Below are 23,534 nucleotides of genomic sequence, written 5' to 3' on the forward strand. Positions count from 1 at the left end.
AGTTTATTCTAACTTATAACCCATCACCTTTCATAATTAATGATTTTTGCCTCAATGAATTGTTGAATTTCTTCGGGCGGAGTGTGAAAATTGAACCACTGAATATCAGGGTCTTTTCTAAACCAGGTAAGTTGCCTTTTTGCGAATCTTCGGGTATTTTTTTTGATCTCGGCAACTGCGGTTTCCAGGGAATCTTTTCCTTTTAGAAATTCGAAAAGTTCTTTGTAACCTACCGTATTTAAGGCATTGAGTTGGCGTTTAGGGAATAGAGTTTCAGCTTCCTGCAGCAAACCTTCATCCATCATTAGATCTACACGACGGTTTATACGTTCATAGATTATTTCTCTATCAGCGCTTAAACCTATACTTATGGGAATAAAATTGCGCTGTTTTTTAGGCCGGTTTAGATAAGAAGAATACGGTTTTCCGGTACCTATAGAAACCTCAAGGGCTCTAATTACGCGCTGCGGATTTTCCACATCGGCAGTTTTATAATATTCGGGATCGAGTTTTTGTAATTGTTCCTGTAAAGGAACCAGGCCTTCTTCTTTAAACTTCAGGTTAAGATTTTGTCTAATTTCCGAAGGAACTTCAGGGAAATAATCCAGGCCCTGCAAGACACTTTTGGTGTACAAACCACTCCCGCCAACCATTACTGCAAAACTGTTATTTTGAAAAATTTCTTCTAATTTCTGGATTGCTTCAGCTTCAAAATCACCAACATTATATTCCTCTTCAATAGAAATATGTTGAATAAAATGATGTTTAGCCGTTTGTAATTCGTTTTTTGAAGGGACTGCAGTACCTATGCTCATTTCTTTATAAAACTGCCGCGAATCGGCTGAAATTATTTCGGTATTAAACTTTTTTGCCAGTTTAATAGCCAGGGCTGTCTTGCCTATAGCGGTAGGGCCAACTACATTAAGCAGGTAATTATTATTCATTCAATTTCTTTCCGCAGTTATGGCAAAATTCTGCATCATCTATATGCTTGCTTTCGTTACAATGCGGGCAAACTTGCGTATTGGTAGGGATTTTCTTTTTTTGAGACCTGGTGATCTCTGAGGTGACAATCCCTGTAGGTACGGCAATTATTCCATAACCTACAATCATAATAAAAGAGGCGATAACCTGCCCAAATGGCGTTACGGGATAAATGTCTCCAAAGCCCACTGTAGTAAGGGTTACAATAGCCCAATAGATACTGATGGGAATATTGTCAAAACCTCCTTTTTCACCTTCCACCAGATGCATTAAAGTTCCCATAATAATACAAATAATGAGTACTGCAAATAAGAATACAATAATCTTAGGTCGGCTGTTTCGCAATGCCAGTAAGAGTCTATTAGACTCCCCAACGTAACGGGCGATCTTTAAAATTCTAAAAACTCTTAGCAGCCTTAAGGCTCTAACTGCAAATAGTAAGTTATGCCCACCAAATATAAATGCAATGTAAGTTGGAATGGTAGAAAGTAAATCTACAATCCCATAAAAGCTAAAAATATAGTTCTTAGGTTTTTTTATGGCGATAATTCGTAAGATGTATTCAATGCTAAATATTAGGGTTATAATCCATTCGGCAATGTAGAAATGCCAGTAATATTTTACATTAATGGAGCTCACACTTTCCAGCATTACCAGAACGATACTAATAAGAATAACTATCAGTAAAGCTACATCGAAAAACTTACCGGCCGGGGTATCGGCTTCATAAATTATTTCGTGGATTTTAGATTTCCAGCCTGGTTTGGGTTGTGTTTTCGCCAAAAATTAGTGATTTACGAATTATTCAAATTTAAATAAATTACTGTAGCATCTAAGAAAATTGAAGCTTATTTAGTTAGCGGGTCTAATTGAATAATTTTTAATCGGGAATTGCGACGTAAATAACTTTGAATAATATGCTGCGCGTCCCGGTCGTTTTTCATAGGAGTTATTATAGATCTAATAATATCTATGTTGTTAATCTGGTGGTTTAAATTAAAATATCCATATCCTTTAAATTCGCCATCTTCAACAAGTAAAGCGCTTTTTTCATCTATATCACGACCGCGGTCTATAACCAGCATATGTTGGTTTTTATAGGAATGCCGATCTATCAAGGCCCTAACTCTTTCATTGTAAGACTCAGCTGATTCTTCCTTTATACAGGCACCCCTACATTTTTTTATAGTATAGTTAAAACAATTTCCTTTGCCATTCTCGAGACTGCAAAGTTTTTGGCAGAGTTCATATTTTTCTACCCACCGTTCCAACACATTTTTAGCTCGTTTTAAGGAAGAAAAAGTAGTTATACTATTGTTTTTCCCGGCTCGCGCAATCTTTAAATGAATATATCCCTGCTCATCGGTAGAATGATAAAGCGCGTGGCTAAAAATATTCTTTTTTAAAGCTTTGTTATACTTGGGTTTATTTTGTTTTATTTCCTGATTTTCCTTTAGCAGAGCTGCAAGTTCATTTCCGGTAGCTTCAAAACTTACCGAAGAAACTTCTTTTTGCAGTTGCCGGGCTTTGTGGTGCTCATTGGTGAAATGCTGGGTTACCCGTTTCTTTATATTTCTACTTTTGCCAATGTAGATAATCTCGCCTTCTTCATTATGAAAATAATAAACGCCGGTAATTCCCGGGAGATCTTCCAGAATATAAACCAGTCTGGTATCTACCTGTCGTTTTGGTTCTATTTTTACGGCATCTTTAAGGATATTCTTTTCAATATCCTTGGCAAGTAGCATCTTAAAGAGTTTTACGGTGGCTTGAGCATCACCACTGGCGCGGTGCCTGTCACTTAACGGAATTCCCAAGGCCTTAACCAGTTTTCCTAAACTGTAAGACTCCTGCCCCGGAATAAGTTTCTTGGAAAGTTCTACGGTACAAAGCGATCTTCTTTCAAAGTCAAATCCCAGCCTTTTAAATTCGGTGCGAAGAATTCGATAATCAAATTTCGCATTATGAGCTACCAGAACACAATCCTGGGTAATCTCTACAATTCGCCTGGCGACTTCGTAGAATTTAGGTGCATTGCGCAGCATATCATTATTAATGCCCGTAAGGTTCACCACAAAAGGCTGAATGGGCTTTTCGGGATTTACAAGGCTTATAAACTGGTCTACTACTTTCAGGCCATCAAACTTATAAATGGCAATTTCAGTTACTCCTTCTTCGTTGTATTTACCACCGGTGGTTTCTATGTCTACTACTGCGTACAAAAAATGCTCCTGCTTCTTTAATTAATTTCTTGCTCCAAAAATTTCGCTTCCTATGCGAACCATATTACTACCGGAATCTACCGCAATCTTATAATCGCCGCTCATTCCCATAGAAAGGATATTCATATTAGAATATTCTTTTTTAAAATCTTCAAAAACCGATTTTAAGTGTTCAAATTCTTTTTTTACCTGTGCTTCATCATCGGTAAAAGTGGCCATTCCCATAAGGCCCTTTACGTTAACGTGATCTAACTTTTTAAATTCTTCTGAATCTAAAATCTCTTTGGCTTCTTCAGCTGAAATTCCATATTTGCTATCTTCTTCAGCAATTTTAATTTGCAGCAGGCAATCTAGAGAATGACCGTTTTTGTCGGCTTCCTTATTTATTTCTTTCAATAATTTTAAACTATCTACTGCGTGGATCAGCGAAACATAGGGTGCCATATATTTTACCTTGTTGCGCTGTACGTGACCTACCATATGCCATTCAATATCCTTAGGGAGTTTTTCCCACTTCTCGGTCATTTCCTGGATCTTATTCTCACCAAATTGTCTATGGCCAGTCTGATAAGCTGTAAAAATATCTTCCGGAGGTTTGGTTTTAGAAATAGCAATCAAGTTAACGTCTTTAGGTAGTTCTTCTTTAAATCTTTTAATATTTTCTGCAATATCCATGCAATTAATTTTTAGTTGTTTTCAAACTCGTAGATGGTTAAACCGCTTAAAAGTTTGGGTTCAATATAGGTGCTTTTTGGAGGCATGGTTAAACCTTCGTCAGCTGTTTCTCTAATCTCTTCAATGCTTAACGGAAGCATCCCAAAACCTACCGCAAATTCACCTTTATCTATACGGGTTTTAAGTTCTATGAGATCGTTTTTACCGTGAATATAAGAAATACGCTTGTCATTTCTAAGGTCTTCAATTCCCAAAATTGGCTTAAGCACTTTCTTATAGAGAATATAGGGATCTAATTTACTCAAAGAATCACCAAAATCATAGTTTGTTTTTCGCAAGTAAAGAGAATAAAATTCCCCATCCAAATACATATTAAAATGATGCTTTTGCGAGGGTTTATAAACCTGCATCCCGTGATTTTCAATTCTGAAAAATTCATCGAGTAGAATAAGAAATTCCTCTTTTGTATGCCCATTTAAATCGGTTATCAACCTGCTGAATTCGTGAATTTTGAGGTTGCTTTCTGAAATAAGGTAGCTCATAAAAAAATTATAAGCTTCTTTCCCGGTATGATTGGGATTGGCTTCCCGGGATTCCTGAGCAAGCAAATAAGAGGAAGCGCAGCGATGGTGACCATCTGCAATATACAAATGCGGCATCTGGCTGAACTCTTCCTGAATTTGCTCGAGCAAATCTTCCTTATCTATTTTCCACAGATAATGAATCTCCCGGTTTGCAGTGGCAAACTCATATTCTGGCCGGGTTTGCATTACCTGGTCAATAATCTCATTTATTTTAGAATTATCGGGGTAGGTGAGCAGCACCGGTTCGGTATTAAAGCCCACCACTTTAAGGTAATCCTTGAACAAAGTTTCGCGATGGGCTATGGTATCTTCGTGCCTTTTTATAAGATTATTTTCATAATCTTCGGCACTGGCAGCGCCTATAATTCCGCAGCAGGTATCTTCACGGGTCACTATTTTATAAAGATAATAAGCCGGCTCGTCATCTTTTATAAACGAATTTTCTTCCTTGAATTCCAGGTAACGGTTTTTTACCATCTGGAAACGCTGCCCTCCGGTAATCTCGTGCTGAAACTTATAACCCGGATTCAAAATATGTAAAAATGAATAAGGATTATATTGTAAAATCGCCCTTATTTCGGCTTCAGTATAGTCTTCAAAAGACTTTGTCGCTACAAGTCCGGCTTTGGCCCGTTGTGGTCTAACAGCTCTAAATGGAAGGATCTTTGTCAAAAGTTATTGTTGAAATTCTACTCACTATATGTGAGCTTTAAAATGATGCTATTTAAAATGTTGTCAAACTTGTTTCAGACTTTATCCCGAATTACTTCGGGATTTTAACAAATTATAATAAACACAATTTAGATCCTGAAACAATCCCGAAGCTTCGGGACAGGATGACGTTTTAAAAAACCTTATATAAAACCTCGTTAGTTTGTTACTTAATTCTTAGTTACTTTCTCAAAATATTTTAGCACTTAGCTAAATTGAGAAGAAACCTTTTCTGCTTTTTTACTCTCAGAATAATCATAGAAACCTTCCCCGGATTTTATTCCCAGTTTTCCCGCCATCACCATATTGGTCAATAATGGGCAAGGTGCGTATTTTGGATTCTTGAAACCTTCATACATCACTTCTAGAATTGAATGGCAAACATCAAGGCCAATAAAATCAGCTAATTGAAGAGGTCCCATTGGGTGCGCCATCCCTAATTTCATTACCGTATCGATCTCCTTAACACCAGCAACACCGTTGTAATAGGTTTCAATCGCTTCGTTTATCATTGGCATTAGAATTCGGTTGGCTACAAAACCGGGGTAATCGTTAGCTTCAACCGGAACTTTATTCAGCTTCTCTGAAAGTTCCATGATCGTTGAGGTAACTTTATCGCTGGTGTTATAACCGCGAATAATCTCTACCAGTTTCATAATTGGCACCGGATTCATAAAATGCATACCAATTACACGCTCCGGATTGGAAACTACAGAAGCGATTTTCGTAATGGAAATTGAAGAAGTATTACTCGCTAAAATAGTTTTAGCCGCACAATTCTCGTCCAGTTGCTTAAAGATTTTAAGTTTTAGCCCTTCATTTTCTGTAGCGGCTTCAACTACAAGATCAACTTCCTTAACCCCTTCAGGAATAGCGGTAAACGTAGTAATGTTGTTAAGGGTTGCTTCTTTATCGGCTTCGCTAATTTTTTCTTTGGAAAGCATTCGGTCTAAATTTCCCGAAATAGTTTTCATCCCTTTATCCAGACTTTCTTCTAAAATATCTATTAGGTTTACCTGGTATCCAAACTGGGCAAAAGTATGGGCGATTCCGTTGCCCATAGTTCCTGCTCCTATAACTGCTATATTTTTCATTTTGTGTGGTTTTTATATGAGATTAAGTTCAAAATTATGCTGAAACTTAATCGTAATTAATACATGAAATTATTTACTAAAACTGGCGATAACTCCATTGGCAACACGCAATGCTTCCGCGCCCTGTTCCAGCGTTACAATAGGAGTGGTATCATTATTTATGGCATCGGCAAAAGTTTCCAGTTCGTCTAAAATGGCATTGTTTGGAGAAACTTCGGGATTATCAAAATAGATTTGCTTTTTAACTCCTTCAGCATTCTGCAATACCATTGCGTAGTCATCAGGATTTTCAGGAGCGTCTTTCATTTTTACAACCTCGCATTTTTTCTCAAGAAAATCTACCGAAATGTAGGCATCACGCTGAAAAAATCTTGATTTACGCATATTTTTCATTGAAATCCGGCTGGCAGTTAAATTAGCAACACAACCGTTTTCAAATTCTATTCTCGCGTTAGCTATATCTGGAGTGTCACTAATTACCGAAACTCCGCTGGCGTTAATGTTTTTTACTTTGGATTTTACAACGCTTAGAACTGCATCTATATCATGGATCATCAAATCTAAAACCACGGGGACATCTGTTCCGCGTGGATTGAATTCTGCCAGGCGATGCGCTTCAATAAACATAGGATTTTGAATCCTGGAAGCCACAGCCCTGAAAGCCGGGTTAAAACGTTCTACGTGGCCTACCTGGCCTTTTACACCGTGTTTTTTGGTTAAGGCGATAAGTTCTTCTGCTTCAGCAAAAGTGTTGGTGATGGGCTTTTCTATAAAAAGATGTTTTCCTTCGGAAATCGCTTTTTTAGCGACTTCAAAATGGGAGAGGGTAGGAGTTACTACATCTACTACATCTACCGCTGCGATAAGGTCATTTATAGAATCGAAATGTTTATAACCGAATTCAGCAGAAACTTTTTCAGCATTTTCTAAACTGGCATCGTGAAAGCCTACGAGCTCATATTTTTCAGATTGTTTGAGTAATTTTAAATGTATCTTTCCTAAGTGTCCTGCACCAAGCACGCCAACTTTCAACATATTTTTTAGCATTTTTCACAAAAATAGCATTTTGATTGCAAATAGTTTAGCAATTAACCGGGGAATCTCCCCCGAATTCACTTGGCAACTTTAACTTCTTATGAGTATTTTTGTATCCTAAACGGGCAAGTAAGTGATTGAAGACAACTTTAGACATAAGGGGAAAAGGCAGCAATTAGTAAAAACTGTAAAGAAAAAAGGAATTACCGATAAGGCGGTTTTAGACGCGATTGGGAAAATTCCACGACATTTGTTTATGGATAGCAGTTTTGAAGATCACGCCTATCAGGACAAAGCTTTTCCCATTGCTGCAGACCAGACGATTTCACAGCCTTACACGGTAGCTTTTCAAACCGAAAAACTGGAAATAGAAAAAGGGGATAAGGTTTTGGAAATAGGAACCGGAAGCGGATACCAAACCGCTGTGTTATGTGAATTGGGTGCTAAAGTTTACAGTATTGAACGCCAACGAGAACTTTACAAAAAGACAAAAACCTTTCTTAGTAAAATAGGTTATCGTCCCAAACACCTTAGTTTCGGCGATGGTTATAAAGGAATACCAGATTATGCTCCTTTTGATAAGATTATTGTTACTGCCGGTGCGCCTTATGTGCCTAAAGATCTCTTAGGACAGTTAAAAGTTGGGGGTAGAATGGTAATTCCTGTGGGCGACGATGTACAAACAATGACCCTATTTATAAGAAAATCTCCTAAAGAATTCGATAAAACCGAATTTGGACAATTCCGCTTTGTTCCTTTGTTGGGGGATAAGAATTAAATAGAGGTTGTTTAAAAAGTTCATTTTACGTTAACCCGAACTGATTTGGTTCAATGCATTTTAGGGGCTTGAAGTTTTTTTAGATGTTCTTTTGGATCAAAATCATCAATAAATCTACTTTTTTCCCCAGCTTCTAGAGCTTCGTTTATAACGTCTTCAAAGTTATTTCCGAGCGATATTGATGTATTCCTGCCCATTCTGAAAAATTTATAACTAAATATACCAAACTTTGGTAACGCGGCAAAATTACAAGCAGGCTCTCAAATCTCAGCAATTCAATAAAACCGAATTTAGACAATTCCGGTTTGTGGCTTTGTTGGGGGATAAGAATTAAAAAAGCTATTTCAATCCTTCGTCATCCTGAGACCCGTGATAAAAAAAATACCTAGCGGAGGAAAATGACGTTTTCGAGCAAAGCGAGTTTTAAACTCCGTGTGTGAGTGTAGAAAATCAGCAGCGTTAATAATTTTTGAAAGCTTGTCCAGAGTGGAGTCGAGGGGCCCTGGAAAAAATTTAGCTGCTGATTTGCGGTTTTTTGGCCTTGTTGCCAAAAAAACACCTCCACATAGGACGCCCTTCCTGCCCGTCCGTTCAGGCGGGTTTTGTTTCGCTTACTTGTATCCGACGAACGCAGTGAGAGGAATACACGCAAAAAATGAAAAAGGAAACTTCCAAACCAGGTAAGTTTCTTTTTGAATTATAAAAATATAAAAAAACAAACCTAAATATCAGGGTTTTAAAAATACGTCAATGGTAACTTGGTTCAGGATCTAAGATTTTGGCAATTAAAACATGTTAGAAGCTGAAACGAGTTCAGCTTGACGAAACGATACCTTTTTAAGCAACCTCTTTCTATAATTTTCAATCAGAAACTTATTTTTTCTTTTGTTTTTGTTGCTGTTCAGCCTGCTCCATCATTTCCTGCATCTTTTTGGTGAACTTGTTTTGCTTTTTAGGTTTTTTCTTGTTCTCCTGGATTTTTGCGTGAATTTTATCTTCATCAATAATCACATATTTAATCACCAACATAATTCCGATGGTAATCAAGTTAGAGGTAAAATAATACAATGAAAGTCCACTTGCGTAGTTGTTAAAGAAAAACAACATCATTATTGGCGACAGGTACATTATGAATTTCATATTAGGCATTCCCGGTTGCTGGGCTTGCTGCATACTTTGTCCCGTGGTCATCATCATATAAATAAAGATGGCTACAGATGCTAAAATCGGAAATAAACTCACGTGATCTCCATAAAAAGGGATTGTGAATGGTAATTCGGCAATAGTATCATAACTCGATAAATCGTCTGCCCAAAGGAATCCTTTTTGTCTTAACTGGAACGCACTTGGGAAGAACTGGAATAAGGCATAGAAAACAGGAATTTGCATCAGGGCAGGTAAGCAACCGCTCATTGGGCTGGCTCCTGCTTTACTGTACAGCTTCATGGTTTCCTGCTGCTTTTTCATTGCATTGTCCTTATACTTCTCATTTAGCTCGTTGATTTCAGGTCTTAAAACCTTCATTTTAGCTTGTGAGAGATAAGATTTATAAGTAACCGGAGAAAGCACGATACGTACTACAATAGTCATTACAATAATAGCGATACCATAACTAGGTAAAACTCCACTTAAAAATGCAAAAAACGGTATAAATACATACTTATTGATCCAGCCAAAGATTCCCCAACCTAAGGGTACAACTTCATCCAGGTTACGGTCATAATCGTTTAGAATCTTATAATCTGTAGGACCATAATACCAGTTCATATTATAATTAAGCTCTCCGCCATTTAATTCCAAAGGCAATTGTGCAGCAAAATTTTTGGTATAAACCGTGTCTATTTCTTCATCCTCAACCAGGTTCTGCGAATTAAATTTTCCTCTTTTAAACGGAGTATCGGTTAGTAAAATAGAGGTGAAGAAGTGTTGTTTAAAAGCAACATAAGTAATATTCTCATCTTCCTGTTCTTCAAAATCACCGCCGCCTAAATAATCATCGGCACCATCATCATATTCGTAAATCAGTTCGGTGTAACGATTTTCGTAGGATATACTTTTTGCGTGGCGGTAACCTTTTAACTGCCAGTTCATATTAATATCCCTGGAGCTGTTAAACACATTACTTAGTCCCTGAGATCTAATGCTGAAATCCAGCATATACTCTCCCGGTTTCAGAACATAGCGGTATTCAAGGAATTCGTTTTCTGAAACTTTCAGCTTCATAGAGATAATCTGGTTATCTCCGCTTTGGGTTACTTCAGGTTCAAAATAAAGGTTTTCGGTGTCTAAGGTTCTACCGTCTGTAGTAGTAAAATTAATGTTGAAGGAGGCATTTCCGTCTTTAATTAAATAAACCGGAATAGAATCGAAGGTCTTGAAATTCGTTAATCTTGCTTCTGAAATATAACCACCTTTATTATCAATTTTAAGCTCTAAAACATCGTTGGAAATTGTGGTCGTATTTTCTGTAGCCGATGGAAGACTGGCCGAATAACCAAATGCACCTAAACGCTCACGAGCCTGCGCAAGGGCAGTAGAATCTGCTCCAGGAGTTTGCGTTTCCTGTTGTTGTGGCGGTTGATTAGAATCGGTATTTTCAGGAACTTCTACCTGCTCGGTTTCCTGTTGTGGTTTTACCTCGTCTTCGGCAGGAGTGTTGGTGTACAACATCCAAAGTAAAATTCCACCAATAAGTATAAATCCAATTAAGGACTGAACATCAAATTTCTTTTCTTCCATGCTTTTCTAAACTATAACTTGCTTTTGGTCAATAAGTCGGCCATTTTTATTTTTATGCCAGACTGGCATTTTTTCTTTTTTTCGAAAAATCGTAAGCCGCTTTTATAAAGGCGATAAAAACCGGATGCGGAGTGGCAACCGTACTTTTGTATTCCGGGTGATATTGAACCCCCACGAACCAGGGATGTTCTTTTAATTCTATAACTTCTACCAGTCCGGTTTCAGGGTTTATTCCCGTGCTAAGCATTCCTGCTTTTTCCAATTCTTCCCTGTATTTATTATTGTATTCGTAACGATGACGATGTCTTTCTTTGATCTCTGTTTTGCCGTAGGCTTTTTGGATTTTAGAACCTTCTGTAAGTTTGCAATCCCAGGCACCAAGTCGCATTGTTCCGCCTTTGTGAGTGATCTCTTTTTGTTCTTCCATGAGGTCTATAACCGGGTGTTTAGTTTTAGAATCCATTTCGGTAGAATTGGCAGTTTTTAACTTTAATACGTTTCTGGCAAATTCAATAACTGCCATTTGCATTCCCAAACAAATACCTAAAAATGGCAAATTGTGTTCCCGTGCATACTTTACAGCGTCTATTTTTCCTTCAACACCACGTTCCCCAAACCCGGGAGCAACCAAAACTCCGGCTAAATTCGCAAATTTATGGTCTATGGTATTTTCATTTATAAATTCTGAATGAATACTTTCTACATTTACCTTCACTTCATTTTCTGCGCCTGCGTGAATAAATGATTCAAGAATGGATTTATAAGAATCCTGTAGCTCAACATATTTTCCAATTAAACCGATAGTAATTTCAGCTTTAGGGTTTTTATGCCGATCTAAAAACTGGTTCCATCTATCTAAATTTGGAGTGGTTTCATCGGGTAGATGTAATTTCTTCAGGGTTACTGTATCGAGTCCTTCTTTCAACATTAAATTTGGAACATCGTAGATGGTAGCCGCATCAATACTTTGAATTACCGCTTCCTGGCGAACATTGCAGAAAATAGCCAGTTTACGCCGAATATCATCTGAAAGTTCATGCTCGGTTCTACAAACCAGGATATCGGCTTTAAGTCCACTTTCCATCAAAGTTTTTACACTGTGCTGGGTTGGTTTGGTTTTAAGTTCTCCTGCAGCAGCAAGATAGGGGACAAGCGTAAGATGTATAATCAAGGCGTTCTCATCGCCTAATTCCCATTTTAACTGTCTTACTGCTTCAATGTATGGTAAGGATTCTATATCGCCTACGGTTCCGCCAATTTCAGTAATTACAATATCGTAATCGCCATTTTGGCCAAGAATCTGGATGCGATCTTTAATTTCATTAGTAATATGCGGAACCACCTGTACGGTCTTTCCTAAAAATTCTCCACGGCGTTCCTTATCAATAACACTTTGGTAAATACGGCCGGTAGTTACATTATTCGCCTGGGAAGTATTTACGTTTAAAAAACGCTCGTAATGGCCAAGGTCAAGATCGGTTTCGGCACCATCTTCGGTAACATAGCATTCGCCATGTTCGTAGGGATTTAATGTGCCGGGATCAACGTTAATGTAGGGGTCAAGTTTCTGAATAGTGGTTCTAAATCCACGCGCTTGTAATAATTTTGCCAGTGAAGCTGCTATAATCCCTTTTCCGAGGGAAGAAGAAACGCCGCCGGTGACAAAAATATACTTGGTTTCGGCCATCTTTGAAGTGTTTGTTGCGTTGTTTAATTCAGGGCGCTAAATTACAAAGAAGAATAGAAAAGCCGTTAAATTTAAACCTAATATTTTTAAAGTTAAAACCGCCTTTTAAACTGAGGAAAATTCAGGGTTTTGGAAACTTTCTTCTTATATCTCTAAGCAATTGTTCCATCCCGTTGAGTTTAAGTTCAAAGACCTCACTCATTTGCTGACCGAGTTTGCCTTCAGGGAAACCTTTTTGGCGATACCAAACCAAATAATATTCGGGAATGTCGCTTAAATAATAGCCTTTGTATTTTCCAAAATGCATTTTAGCGTGGGCAAGTTCTAAAAGCGCTTTTTGATTGGGTTTTATGCTCATTTACAATTCTTGCAAAAAGGGTTGAAGTTGGGTGAACTTATTTTTGTTTAAAGGCTTTTCTACATAATCTATCACCGAAGGATATTCTTCAGCTCTTTTCCGGTCAACAGCACTGGTGCTGGAGGTGAGAATAATAATTCTATGTTTTTGGCCTATAGCTTTTAAAGAATCCATGAACTCGAAGCCATTCATTTCGGGCATGTTCAGATCTAAAAAAATAAGTGTGTTTTGCTTGTCATCCAAATAGGATAAGGCTTCTTCGGGATTGGTGAAATCTACAACATCTTTATTATATCCTTCAATTTCCAAAAGTTTTCGGGTAATAAAATTAGCTATGGGCTGGTCGTCTACAAGAATAATGGTACTCATAACTCATTTCCTTTTAATTGGTTTAATTGGGTATTGGGCATTTCAATTACTTCTCGCAAAACCTGATCTATTTCTTCGGAAGATTTTTAAGTTTTGGTAGAAGATATTCTTTACAGGTCTTATCGTCAAAAACCTCAAAAAGCGGAACAATACCCTGGGTTCTTGATAACTCTCTTACATAGGAAAGTAGCCTTGTTAACCTGACGCATAAACCAGTTTAATATAAATGGGAGTTGAAGGGTTTTCTTAATGTCATCGTAAATTGATTGAACTTCAGATGAGGTTTCTACATAGGAAACCATCGGATAGCGTGAGGTTAAATTCATTTAAATAAGAATAAAATATTTGGGTTTGTAAAATAAGTTAAAATTTTAGAATGGCATAAAAAAAATCTTCTGGATTGCCCTTTATTTTACAGATATCTTAAATTTTGAAATTTACCGGATAAATTAGAAAAGTATATTTTTGTTGTAGATTTTATAAAATGAAGTATCAGTATCAAATAAGGTTAAGCCCCGAAGAAGCTGCAAATCAGCAAAAACTTAAAAAAGCAGTTTCCCGCTACGGCGGCATCGCTTTGAAGGATATTAATTACGTAAAGATCCTGAAACGCTCGATTGATGCCAGGCAGAAAGCTGTAAAGATCAATTTAAAAGTTGATGTTTACGTAAATGAAGAGTTTTCTGAAGAAAAGATATTCCTCCCAGATTATCAGGATGTCAAAAATAAAGAGGAAATCATAATTGTGGGAGCCGGTCCTGCCGGTTTATTTGCCGCATTGCGTTGTATTGAACTCGGATTTAAACCGATTATCATTGAACGCGGAAAGGATGTTAGAACGCGTCGCCGCGATCTAAAGGCACTAAATATTGAACATATTGTAAATGAGGATTCCAATTATTGTTTTGGAGAAGGAGGCGCCGGTACTTATAGTGATGGTAAGCTCTACACCCGATCTAAAAAACGCGGGGATGTAGATAGAATCCTGAAATTACTCGTGGGTTTTGGTGCTACTCCCGAAATAATGGTAAATGCGCATCCTCATATTGGTACAAACAAGCTTCCGGCGATTATTGCAGATATTCGCGAACGCATCATTACTTGTGGGGGAGAGGTTCTCTTTGAAACCCGGCTAACCGATATTCTTATTGCTGATAATGAAGTTGCCGGAATTAAAACTTTAAAAGGTGAAACTATTAAAGCGAAGAAAATCATCCTGGCTACGGGACATTCGGCCAGGGATATTTTTGAACTTTTATATAGAAAAAATATAAAAATAGAAGCCAAGGCTTTTGCACTTGGGGTTAGGGTAGAACATCCGCAGGAACTTATAGATCAAATTCAGTATAAATGTGATTCCAGGGGAGAATTTCTTCCGCCCTCACCGTATAGTATCGTAAAGCAAATAGGAGGAAGGGGAATGTATTCATTTTGTATGTGCCCCGGTGGAATAATAGCTCCTTGTGCCACCGCTCCCGGGGAAGTAGTAACTAATGGCTGGTCTCCCAGCAAGCGAGATCAACCTACTGCTAATTCGGGAATCGTGGTAGAGTTGAGGCTTTCAGATTTTAAAGGTTCAGAAAAGAATCCGCTGGCAGCAATGGAATTCCAGAAGCAAATAGAACAAAAAGCCTGGCTGGAAGGCGGAAGCACACAAAAGGTCCCGGCTCAGCGTTTGGTAGATTTTACCGAGGGAAAAGTTTCTGCAAATTTGCCGGCAACTTCTTATAAACCCGGAGTGACTTCAGCTGAATTAGAAAAAGTTTTTCCTGGTTTTATTCATAAAACTTTGCAAGAAGGGTTTAAAGAATTCAATAAAAGTATGCGTGGATTCTTAACCAACGATGCCGTGGTTCACGCCCCGGAATCAAGAACTTCTTCACCGGTAAGAATCCCTCGAGATCCTTATAGTTTTGAGCACGTGCAAATAAAAGGACTTTATCCCTGCGGGGAAGGAGCCGGTTATGCCGGCGGTATAATTTCAGCAGCTATAGACGGTGAAAGATGTGCCGAAAAATGCGTGAAGAGTTTGCAAAAATCTTAGCGATCTATAAAGGTTAAATTATTGATAATTGTCAAGAGATTAATAGTGTTGATTTTGGTTTTTTTTATCTTCATTTTTTGAAAATAACCACTAATAAATAGCAGTATTATGGCCATAGTAGGTTCAATTATAAAAAAAATAATAGACCTTAGGGATTCTATTGTTTCTCAACCCGAAGCACAAGAAGCACAACTGGAAATTTTAAAGAAGCTGCTTAAAAAAGCAAAAGATACCCAGTTTGGTAAACACTATGATTTTGAGGCAATTTTAAAAGCTGATGATATTCCAAAAATGTTTGCTAGAAAAATTCCTTATTTTGATTATAACAAAATCAATAATGAATGGTGGAGCAAAATGCACGAAGGTGAAGAAGATGTAACCTGGCCTGGAAAACCTCCCTACTTTGCACTAAGTTCTGGTACAACCGGCAAATCCAGTAAGCGTATTCCGGTAACCGAAGATATGGTAGATGCTATTAGGCAAACCGGAATTGATCAGGTAGGCGCTTTAAGTAATTTCGATCTTCCCAACGATTTCTTTGAAAAAGAGATCATGATGCTGGGAAGCTCTACTGATTTGCAGAAGGAAGGCGACCATGAAGAGGGTGAAATCAGTGGGATATCTGCCAGTAAAATTCCTTTCTGGTTTAAAGGTTACTACAAACCCGGGGAAGAAATTTCTAAAATCGAAGAATGGGACGAGCGTGTACAACGCATTGCTGAAAATGCCAGGAACTGGGATATTGGTGCTTTAAGCGGAATTCCCTCCTGGTTGGAATTAATGATGAAGAAGGTTATTGAATATCATAAAGTTGATAATATTCACGAGATCTGGCCAAATCTAAAGGTCTATACCTCTGGTGGGGTGGCTTTTGAACCCTATGAAAAAAGCTTTAATGCACTTTTAAAACATCCAATTATTATAATTGATACCTACCTGGCTTCTGAAGGTTTTATAGCTTACCAGCAAAGGCCGGAAACGCATTCCATGAAACTTGCTCTCAATAATGGGATCTATTTTGAATTTGTTCCGTTTAAAGCTGAATATGTAAATCAGGATGGATCTATATCTAAAGATGCGCCTGTAATTTCAATTTCAGAAGTAAAGGAGGAAGAAGATTATATTCTTTTAATTAGTACGGTTTCTGGTGCCTGGAGGTATTTAATTGGGGATACCATTAAATTTACCGATGTAGCCCGCCATGAAATAAAGATCACTGGAAGGACCAAGTTTTTCCTAAATGTAGTTGGTTCCCAGCTTTCTGTAAATAAAATGAATGATGCGGTGCAGGAGCTTGAAGATAAATTCGATATTAAAATTCCTGAATTTACCCTGGCAGCCGTAAGAATTGATGGGGAATTTCATCACCACTGGTATTTAGGAACTGAAGGTGATACTTCCGAAGAGGAGTTGACGGAAGCTTTGGATGAATCTTTAAAAAATGCCAATAAGAATTATAAGGTTGCTCGTTCTAAAGCATTAAAAGGCGTTAAGGTAACAAAAATTCACCCGGAAATTTTTCCTGAATGGAGCGCCGCCAATAAGAAAAAAGGCGGACAGGTGAAAATGGAGAAAGTAATGAACGAGGAGAAGTTTGCTAAATGGGAAAAGTTTGTAAAGGAGCAGACGGCTTAATCGTTGGCTTCGTCTATTTCATCAATTAGTGCCATAATTTCTTCCTGTGAGAGATAAAGCTTCTTGATTCTTGCTTTATAAGCATCGGCCAGATGAGTGTGATTCAGGATAAAATCTTTAGTAGCAATAATATACTTACCAAGGCCGTGGTTTACAGCGTAGGTATCTGCAGCTCTCTCTGCTTCCTGAATATACCTTTTTGAGGTAAGGTATTTAATTCCAAACCAAACCATATTAAAAGCACTGCGTTCACGGTAATCCATAATGTGGCCCAATTCGTGGCCAATCCATCCTATTAATACTTCTGATGGTACATTTTTAACATCAAAGACTTCATCTTCAATTTTTATGTGTTCGCTAATCATCACAAAGTAAGAACGCTTCTTTTTATTCTTTAGTAAACCCGAAACTTTTGGCTGCGCCTGCATAAAAGATTTTTGGATCTTGGATTTGAATTTGAATTCAATAGGCGTGTCTTTTAATTCTGGGTAATGAGAAAGTGCCACATAAGTTTCCCTCCAGATTTCATCTGGGACTATTTTATTTTCAAATATTAAGCTGTCTTTTTGTTTCATTGTTTTTTGCGCATAGAGGGTGCTACAATCCCATTGACTTAACAGGATTGTCATAATTAATATAAGATATATTTTAGGAGTAGGTTTCAAATTAAATTATTATTGGTATCTGGCTAAAAATATAGCATAGTTGCAGTTTATACCAAAAATGAAGTTATAAATTAAACATAAAAAAAGACCATCTTTGAAAGGTGGTCTTTTTTTATAAATTTCTAAGAAATGTTCAGAAATTATCCTTGCATTAACTGCTGTAATCTCTGTTGTAATTCAGTATCGGTCTGAAGTGCCATAGCAATCTTTTCATAACGCTGAATGTCAAGACCTTGTTCTGAAATAGCACTTTCCATTTCTTCCTGGAATTCGCCTTGCATACTTTCAATTTCTGCAACTACCTCTGCGTGCTTGGTTTTTTCTTCTTTAGTTACTTCAACTTCGGCATTTGGATCTAAAGAAGCCTGGTGAATTTCATTAAAACGTTGAATGTCAAATCCGCTATCTTCTACTTTCTTCGCCATCTCCTGCTGCGCTTTTTGGTTTACCATTCTTATCATCTGGTAAGCATCAGCAAATTTAGAAAGCTCTTCATCACTAACATCTACTTCTACGGCTTGTTGCTGTTGCTGCGGTAGCTGTTGTGTCTGTGCAAATACACTTGCTGTTCCTAATGCAAAAGCAAATAATAAACCTGCAATCTTCTTTGATTTAATCATAATCTTTGTTTAAAGTTTTTAATGGGGTGCAATCTAAAGATAGCATAGTGTGATTCAAAAGATATTAGAACTTAATTTCTATTTTTTAGAGAAACTTAACTCAATTTTAGACCATCGTTAAAATTCCTGGTCTAAAACCCTAATTTTTTCTTTTTGTTTCTCTATTCTCATCCGGTGAAAATCTAAATTGTGATAAATACTTATTCTAGGTATGTGTCTGTGTTCAAAACTGTTAGGGCCGTCTTTGTATCTAAAAGTCCACATATAACCTACCTGAAATTGAATGTTTTGGTTTAATATATAGCCAAGGCCAAGGAACATCCTGTTATCTTCTAGATAATCGTAGGTGATTGTTTTTCCGGCCTGTACAAAAACTTCCTCATAAAACGAAAGAAACAGGGTGTTATTGACAAGTTTGTAATTATTTAATGGGTAATAAGCCGTTATCTTATACCTAAATCTATAGGTTAGATCAAATGGCGAATCTTCAATATAATCCCTTCTCCATCTTTGCTCAAACCTAAATTGATGGTAAAGTTTCAATCTATCAAAAGGCTGTACTAAAACCATTTGTTGCCATAGCCTGTATTGTGGTACTATATTATCCTGGTTTGCAAGATCCTGTTCCGGAGCCCAGTAAAAAGGTGTTACGACACCGGCGGTAAGTTCTACTTTTGGATTTATTAAATAGGTGAGCCCAAATCTTAAGTAGATTTGAGCCATATCGTTCACAAAATTATTTCTTCGTCTAAAATGATATTCCCCGTAGTAAAACAGTTTTTCATTAAGCCGGTACTTGGTATATAATCCCGTCCAAAGCCCCGTGGTGTGTGTGAATTCTTTTTCGTAATCATTATTTAAAAGTGATGCTTGGTTTTCTTCTTGTGCTGAAGAAGAATACCCAATTAACACTAAAAAAATCAGCGTGTATATTTTCTTCATTACAGGCTTCTAAGTAGCTCTAATTTCTCATCAAAAGAGTCGGTTCTACGTAATTTTCTTTCTAAGCTTTTTGTGTTTTTATCTATCATAAAAACTAACCTGTCTTGCATTCGTTGAATAGAGTTCAATTTTCTTAGCACCTCTTCAGGATCGCGATATGCATCCCAGGCCTGTTCTTTTAAACCTTGAATAATAGTGTTGTTGATCTCGTTGTATAGGCTTTTCTTTTTTCTAACCGGCACCTGGTCACTATAAGTGAAGGGGTCAAAAGTATATTCGGTATAAAGAGTGTCTATTTTGCCTTCAAGTTTAGTAATGCGCTCTCCTGTTTCCCATATTGTTTCCAGAAGACCTAATTGTCTTATAATCCTATTACCGCGCTCTATCTGCAATGCATCATCTTCGGCATCTTCTAGGAAACTATTCACTAATTGTGGTAAGCTATCCCGGTAAAAATTGTTCTTGGTTTGCTTTACGATTTTATTGAGAGATTCGTCTTCAAGTTTATTGCTGTATAGCTCGTCTGTATTTTTTCTAATACGAGAAATTTCATCATTTAAACGTCCAATTTCCTGATCCAATCGTAAATCTTCTATTGCTGAAGTTAGATTTAATATTAGACTGTCTGCCAGCTTATTTCTTTCTTTAAAATTTTCGGTAACATACAGCAAAAAGTTTTCTGATTCCAGTTCATTTGTGTAATCATAAATAATTTTTTCGCCTCCAACTTTAATAGTATCCTTAGCTAATAATTTTTTGGCATAATCAATCAATAAACCTTTACGGTTGTAAAATGGCAATTGGTCTTTATAAAGAATATCGTTCCAGGGTTTTATATATTCATTGAGAGAGTCTTGTTTCTGCTTCCATTTTAAAGCTCTTTGAATATCATTATTCTTAACAAGGTTTAGATTTTCAATTTCCAGATTGGTGATGCTATCAATATTTTTTCGGTATTTATTTTCAATTTCCTTCCATTCTTCCAGGGCGTTTTCTTCTTCAGAACTAAGTGGGTAAAATGCGCGGTTAGCACCTAATGGAAGCTGCTCCATCGGATCTATCTGGGGATCGTATTTAAATATAGCCTTGAAAATATTCTGAATTAGTTTTTCACCTTTTTTCTGGGCTTGAATATATTTGGACGTTCTTGGGTAACCATCACTAAAGATTAAGCTTAAAGGGCGGTTTGCCAGCTCCACGTCTGTTTGCTCATTGGCCAATGCCGCTTGCAAGCCTTCGCTTAACGGATACTCAATTTCCTCAATTGTTCTACCATTTCTATTGCGCTCCAGGCTTAATAAAACGCCTCTCTCGTAAGTTCTAATTTCCTGAAGATCTTCTGCGAAATAATTAAACTCCCAGATTCCATCCATTAAACCATTAACCATATTTCCTATAACTGAAATACTATCGTTATCCCTGTTTGCAACAATATAATCGAACCTTCCCGTCATTCTTTGATTCTGAAATTGGGTTTTTAGGTATTCCAGGGTTTTAACACGGTTGCCATCATTATACAGGATAGTTTCCATTAAAACATCTCCCTCAGGGTAACCATCTTTATAAGATAGTTTTATGGTTTCATCTTCAGTAAGAATATCGTAATCCAGTTCTACATCTGAAATTTCATTTATTTTTACGATATGGTGCTTAATTTCATAGCTCCAATTATCAACTTTTTGGTTGTTTTCGTAATTTCCTTCCCAGAAATTGTAGGTAGCAGATGTTTCTGCTAAACTATCCTTGTTTTCTCTTACAAAAGTAAATTCACCGTCTTTTATTTTCTTATCCTCATTGGCAAGTTTGTAAGTAAATTGGGCTTTACCTGTTATTCCCGGAATGGGTTGGTAAATACTGTCGTAAGAATAATTCTGACTAATTAGATTGGTAGAAATAAAGCTGATTAAAAAGAGTAATAGTATTGATCTCTTCATATTCTTGCAATTTTTTTATTGGAAAATTTTATTCCAGCCAGAGTTATTCAACTTTTAAGCCAATTCATCAAAAAGTAAAAAAAATCTTAATTTTTAGAAATTTCATTATTGGTAGGCTAATTGATATAGGTTAACCAATAACAAAGCGCTGAAAAACAGGGTGGCCTTGAGGTCTTACAACACCTAAGGACTTAGCGAATTCCGAATACTATTTTTGCAGGAGTGGCCCAAGTTTGGAGTAGGTGTGATTAATTCTACAGAAGTGTAGATTTATTCCACATTTCCTAAAATCCCCGGGCAGTAATTACTTCCAGACTAATAGGTTCACCAATATCTTCTTCTAGTTTTTCTTTGATTTCCCGAAGTTGATTTCCATCCAGATTTTCTGGTCCTACAAGTGTTAGGGAAACCCTTAGTGGATCCCCAAACCTTACTTTTACGTTTCTAATTACCAATTCGTTAACTGTAGAACCTTCTAACTCCCGGGTAATGCTGGCTTCTTTCTTAATTCGGTTAAATGAAAGGGAGAGCGGCACCATCACCATACCAATTAAAATCAGGGTGTAAATCAAACCAAGCTTGGCTCTTTTAAAAGGAGCAAAGCCCAGGATAAGAAACGTAATTCCTGCAAACATGATAATTCCGGCGAGGTTGGTTAGGTACAATAAAAATGCTCCGGAAAACACATCCCAGTCCCACCAGCCAATTCCAATTCCAGCCACTGCCAATGGTGGTACCAGGGCAACTGCAATAGCAACTCCCGCAAGGCTTTTTGCAATACCTTCTTTAGCGTGCGCGTATGCTGCAGCCACACCAGAGGCCACCGCAATTCCCATATCCAGAAGGGTGGGAGAGAGCCGGGCGTCTACTTCAGAAGTAATTAGTTTTATGGGTATTATAAGGGTAACCCCTGACGAGAATAATAACGAAACTCCCGTACCAATAAGAATAGTTATAATTCCGCGTTTAAGCATATTGGTATCGTAACGTACCATTCCCATAGCAAAAGATACGATAGGCGAAATAATGGGTGCCAGGATCATCGCACCAATAATCACCGGGGAAGAATTAGCGAAAAGTCCGAAAGTGGCGATAAGTGTTGAAAGGATCATCATCACCACATAAATGGAACTGGATTTTGAGTTTTCGCGTAACACCTTAAATAACTCCTGAAATTCTTCGGTGGTCGCTCTTGGCAAAATAGGGATGGTACGTTTGGTTAGTTCCTCACGTTTTTCGCCGGTAGGTAGGGTATCGGTTTTATTACTTTTTTTAAGGTTGGCTTCCTCTTTTTCGGTGCAATATTTACTTGCCTGTACAAGGCAAAGTGATTCCTGTTCTACCCTGAGTGTTATTTTTTCGGTCTCTTCTTTTTCACCATCTACAGTAAATTTAATTGAAGAAGTATTTTTGATACTTAAATTGGGGGTTTTTATTCTTCCAATAAAATAAGGAGTTTTATCTAATTGCTTTCTTCCCGGAATTAAACTGCGTAATAAAAACCATATTAGTTGTAATAAATTGGTGGGCGAAATAATAAGCGCGGTAAACATTCCATCGTTTAAAGAACTGCCTGACACTAATCTTTTTGCTACAACTGAACTAAAAGCATGTTCTACAACTATAATTCCCAATGCCGAGGTTTGGATAATTTTTTCATCCTCTGAACTGATTTCGTATGAATTATGGGAAAGGGAGGATAAACGTCGGATATTTTTAAAGAAAGAAAAAACTTCCCGGAAGAAATTATTGTTCTGGTGGTCTTCAGTAAAAATAAAAACATTACCAATATTAACCGATTGGAATACGGGAATATCATTGCAATAGAGCATATCTAATTTATGTACCTCCTCATTCTCAAGAATCTCTTCCAAAACTGTTTCGGGATCATCGGAAATACCTAAACCCTTAGTTGTATATGTATTTTCAGGATGAGGTAGAATGCCAATTTTTAAATTTTTCTTTGCCGCTCTTGGTAAAAACTCCCTTAAAAACTCATCGCTTAAATAAGTTACTATAATATCATTTTTTTTAGCTTCAAAATCTGTATCAGGATAATCTATTGTCTGTTTTTCGGTATTTTCTAACAAGGGGAAAATATCTTTTTCCACTTTTTCCTTATCTTCAGGATGATGTAATATATACAGCATAGTTACTTATTGCGATTGCATGGGCAAGATAAGGCTTTTTGAAATCGACACTAAAAGTTTAACCAGAGTTTTGGAGTTAACCAATACATTTTTTCTAATTTCAGTAAAAATAATTCTGCGAAATGAAACAAGAAAATTTTACTGCGATCATATTATTCGCAGCCACTTCGGCTGCAAATCGTTTTAATTGGTCTCAAAAAAGGGATTTAAACCCTGCAATTTTATTGCAGCACTTTAGTATTGCGAAAAAATCTATATTTTCGAGCTATGAGTTATCAACGAAAAGGCTCACACACAGTCAGTCATTT

Annotated in this window: 21 protein-coding genes; 4 read left to right on the top strand and 17 right to left on the bottom strand. The window is 37.1% G+C overall.

The window, feature by feature from the left end; all coding sequences use genetic code 11:
• Nucleotides 1–23: 23 nt before the first annotated feature.
• The 7 genes from miaA to LB467_RS12895 all read right to left on the bottom strand — a co-directional run bounded on the left by miaA (nt 24) and on the right by LB467_RS12895 (nt 7,305).
• The gene (gene miaA / locus LB467_RS12865) at nt 24–944 is read right to left on the bottom strand and encodes a tRNA (adenosine(37)-N6)-dimethylallyltransferase MiaA (RefSeq protein WP_224474449.1); all 921 of its coding nucleotides are present in this window, start codon (nt 942–944) and stop codon (nt 24–26) included.
• Entirely contained in the window at nt 937–1,767 is an 831-nt protein-coding gene (locus LB467_RS12870; RefSeq protein WP_224474450.1) for an ion transporter, read from the bottom strand. The genes miaA and LB467_RS12870 overlap by 8 nt, the downstream gene beginning before the upstream one ends.
• 65 nt (nt 1,768–1,832) lie before the next feature.
• Nucleotides 1,833–3,206 carry an exonuclease domain-containing protein gene (locus LB467_RS12875; RefSeq protein WP_224474451.1) on the bottom strand — a complete coding sequence of 458 codons (1,374 nt, stop codon included), beginning with the start codon at nt 3,204–3,206 and terminating at the stop codon, nt 1,833–1,835.
• 21 nt (nt 3,207–3,227) lie between these two features.
• Nucleotides 3,228–3,881 carry a YggS family pyridoxal phosphate-dependent enzyme gene (locus LB467_RS12880; RefSeq protein ID WP_224474452.1) on the bottom strand — a complete coding sequence of 218 codons (654 nt, stop codon included), beginning with the start codon at nt 3,879–3,881 and terminating at the stop codon, nt 3,228–3,230.
• An 11-nt stretch (nt 3,882–3,892) separates the two neighbouring features.
• A complete protein-coding gene (locus LB467_RS12885; protein ID WP_224474453.1) occupies nt 3,893–5,137 on the bottom strand; it encodes a DUF1015 domain-containing protein in 1,245 nt (414 codons plus the stop codon).
• Between the two features lie 245 nt (nt 5,138–5,382).
• Nucleotides 5,383–6,270 carry a 3-hydroxyacyl-CoA dehydrogenase family protein gene (locus tag LB467_RS12890; RefSeq protein WP_224474454.1) on the bottom strand — a complete coding sequence of 296 codons (888 nt, stop codon included), beginning with the start codon at nt 6,268–6,270 and terminating at the stop codon, nt 5,383–5,385.
• A 69-nt stretch (nt 6,271–6,339) separates the two neighbouring features.
• Nucleotides 6,340–7,305, bottom strand: a complete 966-nt coding sequence (locus tag LB467_RS12895; protein ID WP_224474455.1) for a Gfo/Idh/MocA family protein — start codon at nt 7,303–7,305, stop codon at nt 6,340–6,342.
• 136 nt (nt 7,306–7,441) lie between these two features.
• Between LB467_RS12895 and LB467_RS12900 the strand changes: the two genes are divergently transcribed.
• Nucleotides 7,442–8,083, top strand: a complete 642-nt coding sequence (locus LB467_RS12900) for a protein-L-isoaspartate(D-aspartate) O-methyltransferase (RefSeq protein WP_224474470.1) — start codon at nt 7,442–7,444, stop codon at nt 8,081–8,083.
• A gap of 50 nt (nt 8,084–8,133) precedes the next feature.
• Here the strand turns inward: LB467_RS12900 and LB467_RS12905 are convergent, their stop codons facing one another.
• From LB467_RS12905 to LB467_RS12925, 5 genes are all read right to left on the bottom strand, one after another.
• The gene (locus tag LB467_RS12905) at nt 8,134–8,280 is read right to left on the bottom strand and encodes a hypothetical protein (protein WP_224474456.1); all 147 of its coding nucleotides are present in this window, start codon (nt 8,278–8,280) and stop codon (nt 8,134–8,136) included.
• Between the two features lie 676 nt (nt 8,281–8,956).
• Entirely contained in the window at nt 8,957–10,822 is a 1,866-nt protein-coding gene (gene yidC, locus LB467_RS12910; RefSeq protein WP_224474457.1) for a membrane protein insertase YidC, read from the bottom strand.
• A 52-nt stretch (nt 10,823–10,874) separates the two neighbouring features.
• Nucleotides 10,875–12,509 carry a CTP synthase gene (locus LB467_RS12915; protein WP_224474458.1) on the bottom strand — a complete coding sequence of 545 codons (1,635 nt, stop codon included), beginning with the start codon at nt 12,507–12,509 and terminating at the stop codon, nt 10,875–10,877.
• A 121-nt stretch (nt 12,510–12,630) separates the two neighbouring features.
• Entirely contained in the window at nt 12,631–12,867 is a 237-nt protein-coding gene (locus LB467_RS12920) for a DUF3820 family protein (RefSeq protein ID WP_224474459.1), read from the bottom strand.
• Nucleotides 12,868–13,236 (bottom strand): response regulator, encoded by a 369-nt coding sequence (locus LB467_RS12925; protein ID WP_224474460.1) that lies wholly within the window; start codon nt 13,234–13,236, stop codon nt 12,868–12,870. It abuts the gene before it with no gap.
• A gap of 484 nt (nt 13,237–13,720) precedes the next feature.
• Here LB467_RS12925 and LB467_RS12930 point away from each other — a divergent pair, with 484 nt between their 5' ends.
• Together LB467_RS12930 and LB467_RS12935 are read left to right on the top strand one after the other, a co-directional pair.
• Nucleotides 13,721–15,280, top strand: a complete 1,560-nt coding sequence (locus LB467_RS12930) for an NAD(P)/FAD-dependent oxidoreductase (RefSeq protein ID WP_224474461.1) — start codon at nt 13,721–13,723, stop codon at nt 15,278–15,280.
• Nucleotides 15,281–15,388: 108 nt separating this feature from the next.
• On the top strand, nt 15,389–16,915 hold the full coding sequence (locus LB467_RS12935) for a GH3 family domain-containing protein (protein ID WP_224474462.1): 1,527 nt from the start codon (nt 15,389–15,391) through the stop codon (nt 16,913–16,915).
• On the opposite strand, the gene LB467_RS12940 is transcribed toward LB467_RS12935, so the two are convergent.
• The 5 genes from LB467_RS12940 to LB467_RS12960 form a co-directional block, all read right to left on the bottom strand.
• Complete coding sequence (locus tag LB467_RS12940) at nt 16,912–17,490, bottom strand: M48 family metalloprotease (RefSeq protein WP_224474463.1); 579 nt, start codon at nt 17,488–17,490, stop codon at nt 16,912–16,914. The genes LB467_RS12935 and LB467_RS12940 overlap by 4 nt on opposite strands.
• A gap of 230 nt (nt 17,491–17,720) precedes the next feature.
• Nucleotides 17,721–18,200, bottom strand: a complete 480-nt coding sequence (locus LB467_RS12945) for a DUF4168 domain-containing protein (protein WP_224474464.1) — start codon at nt 18,198–18,200, stop codon at nt 17,721–17,723.
• A gap of 117 nt (nt 18,201–18,317) precedes the next feature.
• On the bottom strand, nt 18,318–19,142 hold the full coding sequence (locus LB467_RS12950; RefSeq protein ID WP_224474465.1) for a DUF2490 domain-containing protein: 825 nt from the start codon (nt 19,140–19,142) through the stop codon (nt 18,318–18,320).
• Complete coding sequence (locus LB467_RS12955) at nt 19,142–21,076, bottom strand: hypothetical protein (RefSeq protein ID WP_224474466.1); 1,935 nt, start codon at nt 21,074–21,076, stop codon at nt 19,142–19,144. Before LB467_RS12955 ends, LB467_RS12950 begins: the two co-directional genes overlap by 1 nt.
• A 284-nt stretch (nt 21,077–21,360) precedes the next feature.
• The gene (locus LB467_RS12960; RefSeq protein ID WP_224474467.1) at nt 21,361–23,226 is read right to left on the bottom strand and encodes a DUF389 domain-containing protein; all 1,866 of its coding nucleotides are present in this window, start codon (nt 23,224–23,226) and stop codon (nt 21,361–21,363) included.
• A 122-nt stretch (nt 23,227–23,348) separates the two neighbouring features.
• On the opposite strand from LB467_RS12960, the gene LB467_RS12965 reads away from it, so the two are divergent.
• Nucleotides 23,349–23,534: hypothetical protein (locus tag LB467_RS12965; protein ID WP_224474468.1), on the top strand; the 186-nt coding region annotated here is incomplete at its 3' end.

Origin of the sequence: Salegentibacter tibetensis (assembly GCF_020164485.1) — a bacterium.
Taxonomy (GTDB): domain Bacteria; phylum Bacteroidota; class Bacteroidia; order Flavobacteriales; family Flavobacteriaceae; genus Salegentibacter; species Salegentibacter tibetensis.

What these genes read in the sequence shown, in the direction of transcription:
- miaA (WP_224474449.1), bottom strand. Translation starts at nt 944, where the DNA reads ATGAATAATAATTACCTGCTTAATGTAGTTGGCCCTACCGCTATAGGC.
- LB467_RS12880 (WP_224474452.1), bottom strand. Translation starts at nt 3,881, where the DNA reads ATGGATATTGCAGAAAATATTAAAAGATTTAAAGAAGAACTACCTAAA.
- LB467_RS12890 (WP_224474454.1), bottom strand. Translation starts at nt 6,270, where the DNA reads ATGAAAAATATAGCAGTTATAGGAGCAGGAACTATGGGCAACGGAATC.
- LB467_RS12895 (WP_224474455.1), bottom strand. Translation starts at nt 7,305, where the DNA reads ATGTTGAAAGTTGGCGTGCTTGGTGCAGGACACTTAGGAAAGATACAT.
- LB467_RS12905 (WP_224474456.1), bottom strand. Translation starts at nt 8,280, where the DNA reads ATGGGCAGGAATACATCAATATCGCTCGGAAATAACTTTGAAGACGTT.
- yidC (WP_224474457.1), bottom strand. Translation starts at nt 10,822, where the DNA reads ATGGAAGAAAAGAAATTTGATGTTCAGTCCTTAATTGGATTTATACTT.
- LB467_RS12915 (WP_224474458.1), bottom strand. Translation starts at nt 12,509, where the DNA reads ATGGCCGAAACCAAGTATATTTTTGTCACCGGCGGCGTTTCTTCTTCC.
- LB467_RS12920 (WP_224474459.1), bottom strand. Translation starts at nt 12,867, where the DNA reads ATGAGCATAAAACCCAATCAAAAAGCGCTTTTAGAACTTGCCCACGCT.
- LB467_RS12925 (WP_224474460.1), bottom strand. Translation starts at nt 13,236, where the DNA reads ATGAGTACCATTATTCTTGTAGACGACCAGCCCATAGCTAATTTTATT.
- LB467_RS12930 (WP_224474461.1), top strand. Translation starts at nt 13,721, where the DNA reads ATGAAGTATCAGTATCAAATAAGGTTAAGCCCCGAAGAAGCTGCAAAT.
- LB467_RS12935 (WP_224474462.1), top strand. Translation starts at nt 15,389, where the DNA reads ATGGCCATAGTAGGTTCAATTATAAAAAAAATAATAGACCTTAGGGAT.
- LB467_RS12940 (WP_224474463.1), bottom strand. Translation starts at nt 17,490, where the DNA reads ATGAAACAAAAAGACAGCTTAATATTTGAAAATAAAATAGTCCCAGAT.
- LB467_RS12945 (WP_224474464.1), bottom strand. Translation starts at nt 18,200, where the DNA reads ATGATTAAATCAAAGAAGATTGCAGGTTTATTATTTGCTTTTGCATTA.
- LB467_RS12950 (WP_224474465.1), bottom strand. Translation starts at nt 19,142, where the DNA reads ATGAAGAAAATATACACGCTGATTTTTTTAGTGTTAATTGGGTATTCT.
- LB467_RS12955 (WP_224474466.1), bottom strand. Translation starts at nt 21,076, where the DNA reads ATGAAGAGATCAATACTATTACTCTTTTTAATCAGCTTTATTTCTACC.
- LB467_RS12960 (WP_224474467.1), bottom strand. Translation starts at nt 23,226, where the DNA reads ATGCTGTATATATTACATCATCCTGAAGATAAGGAAAAAGTGGAAAAA.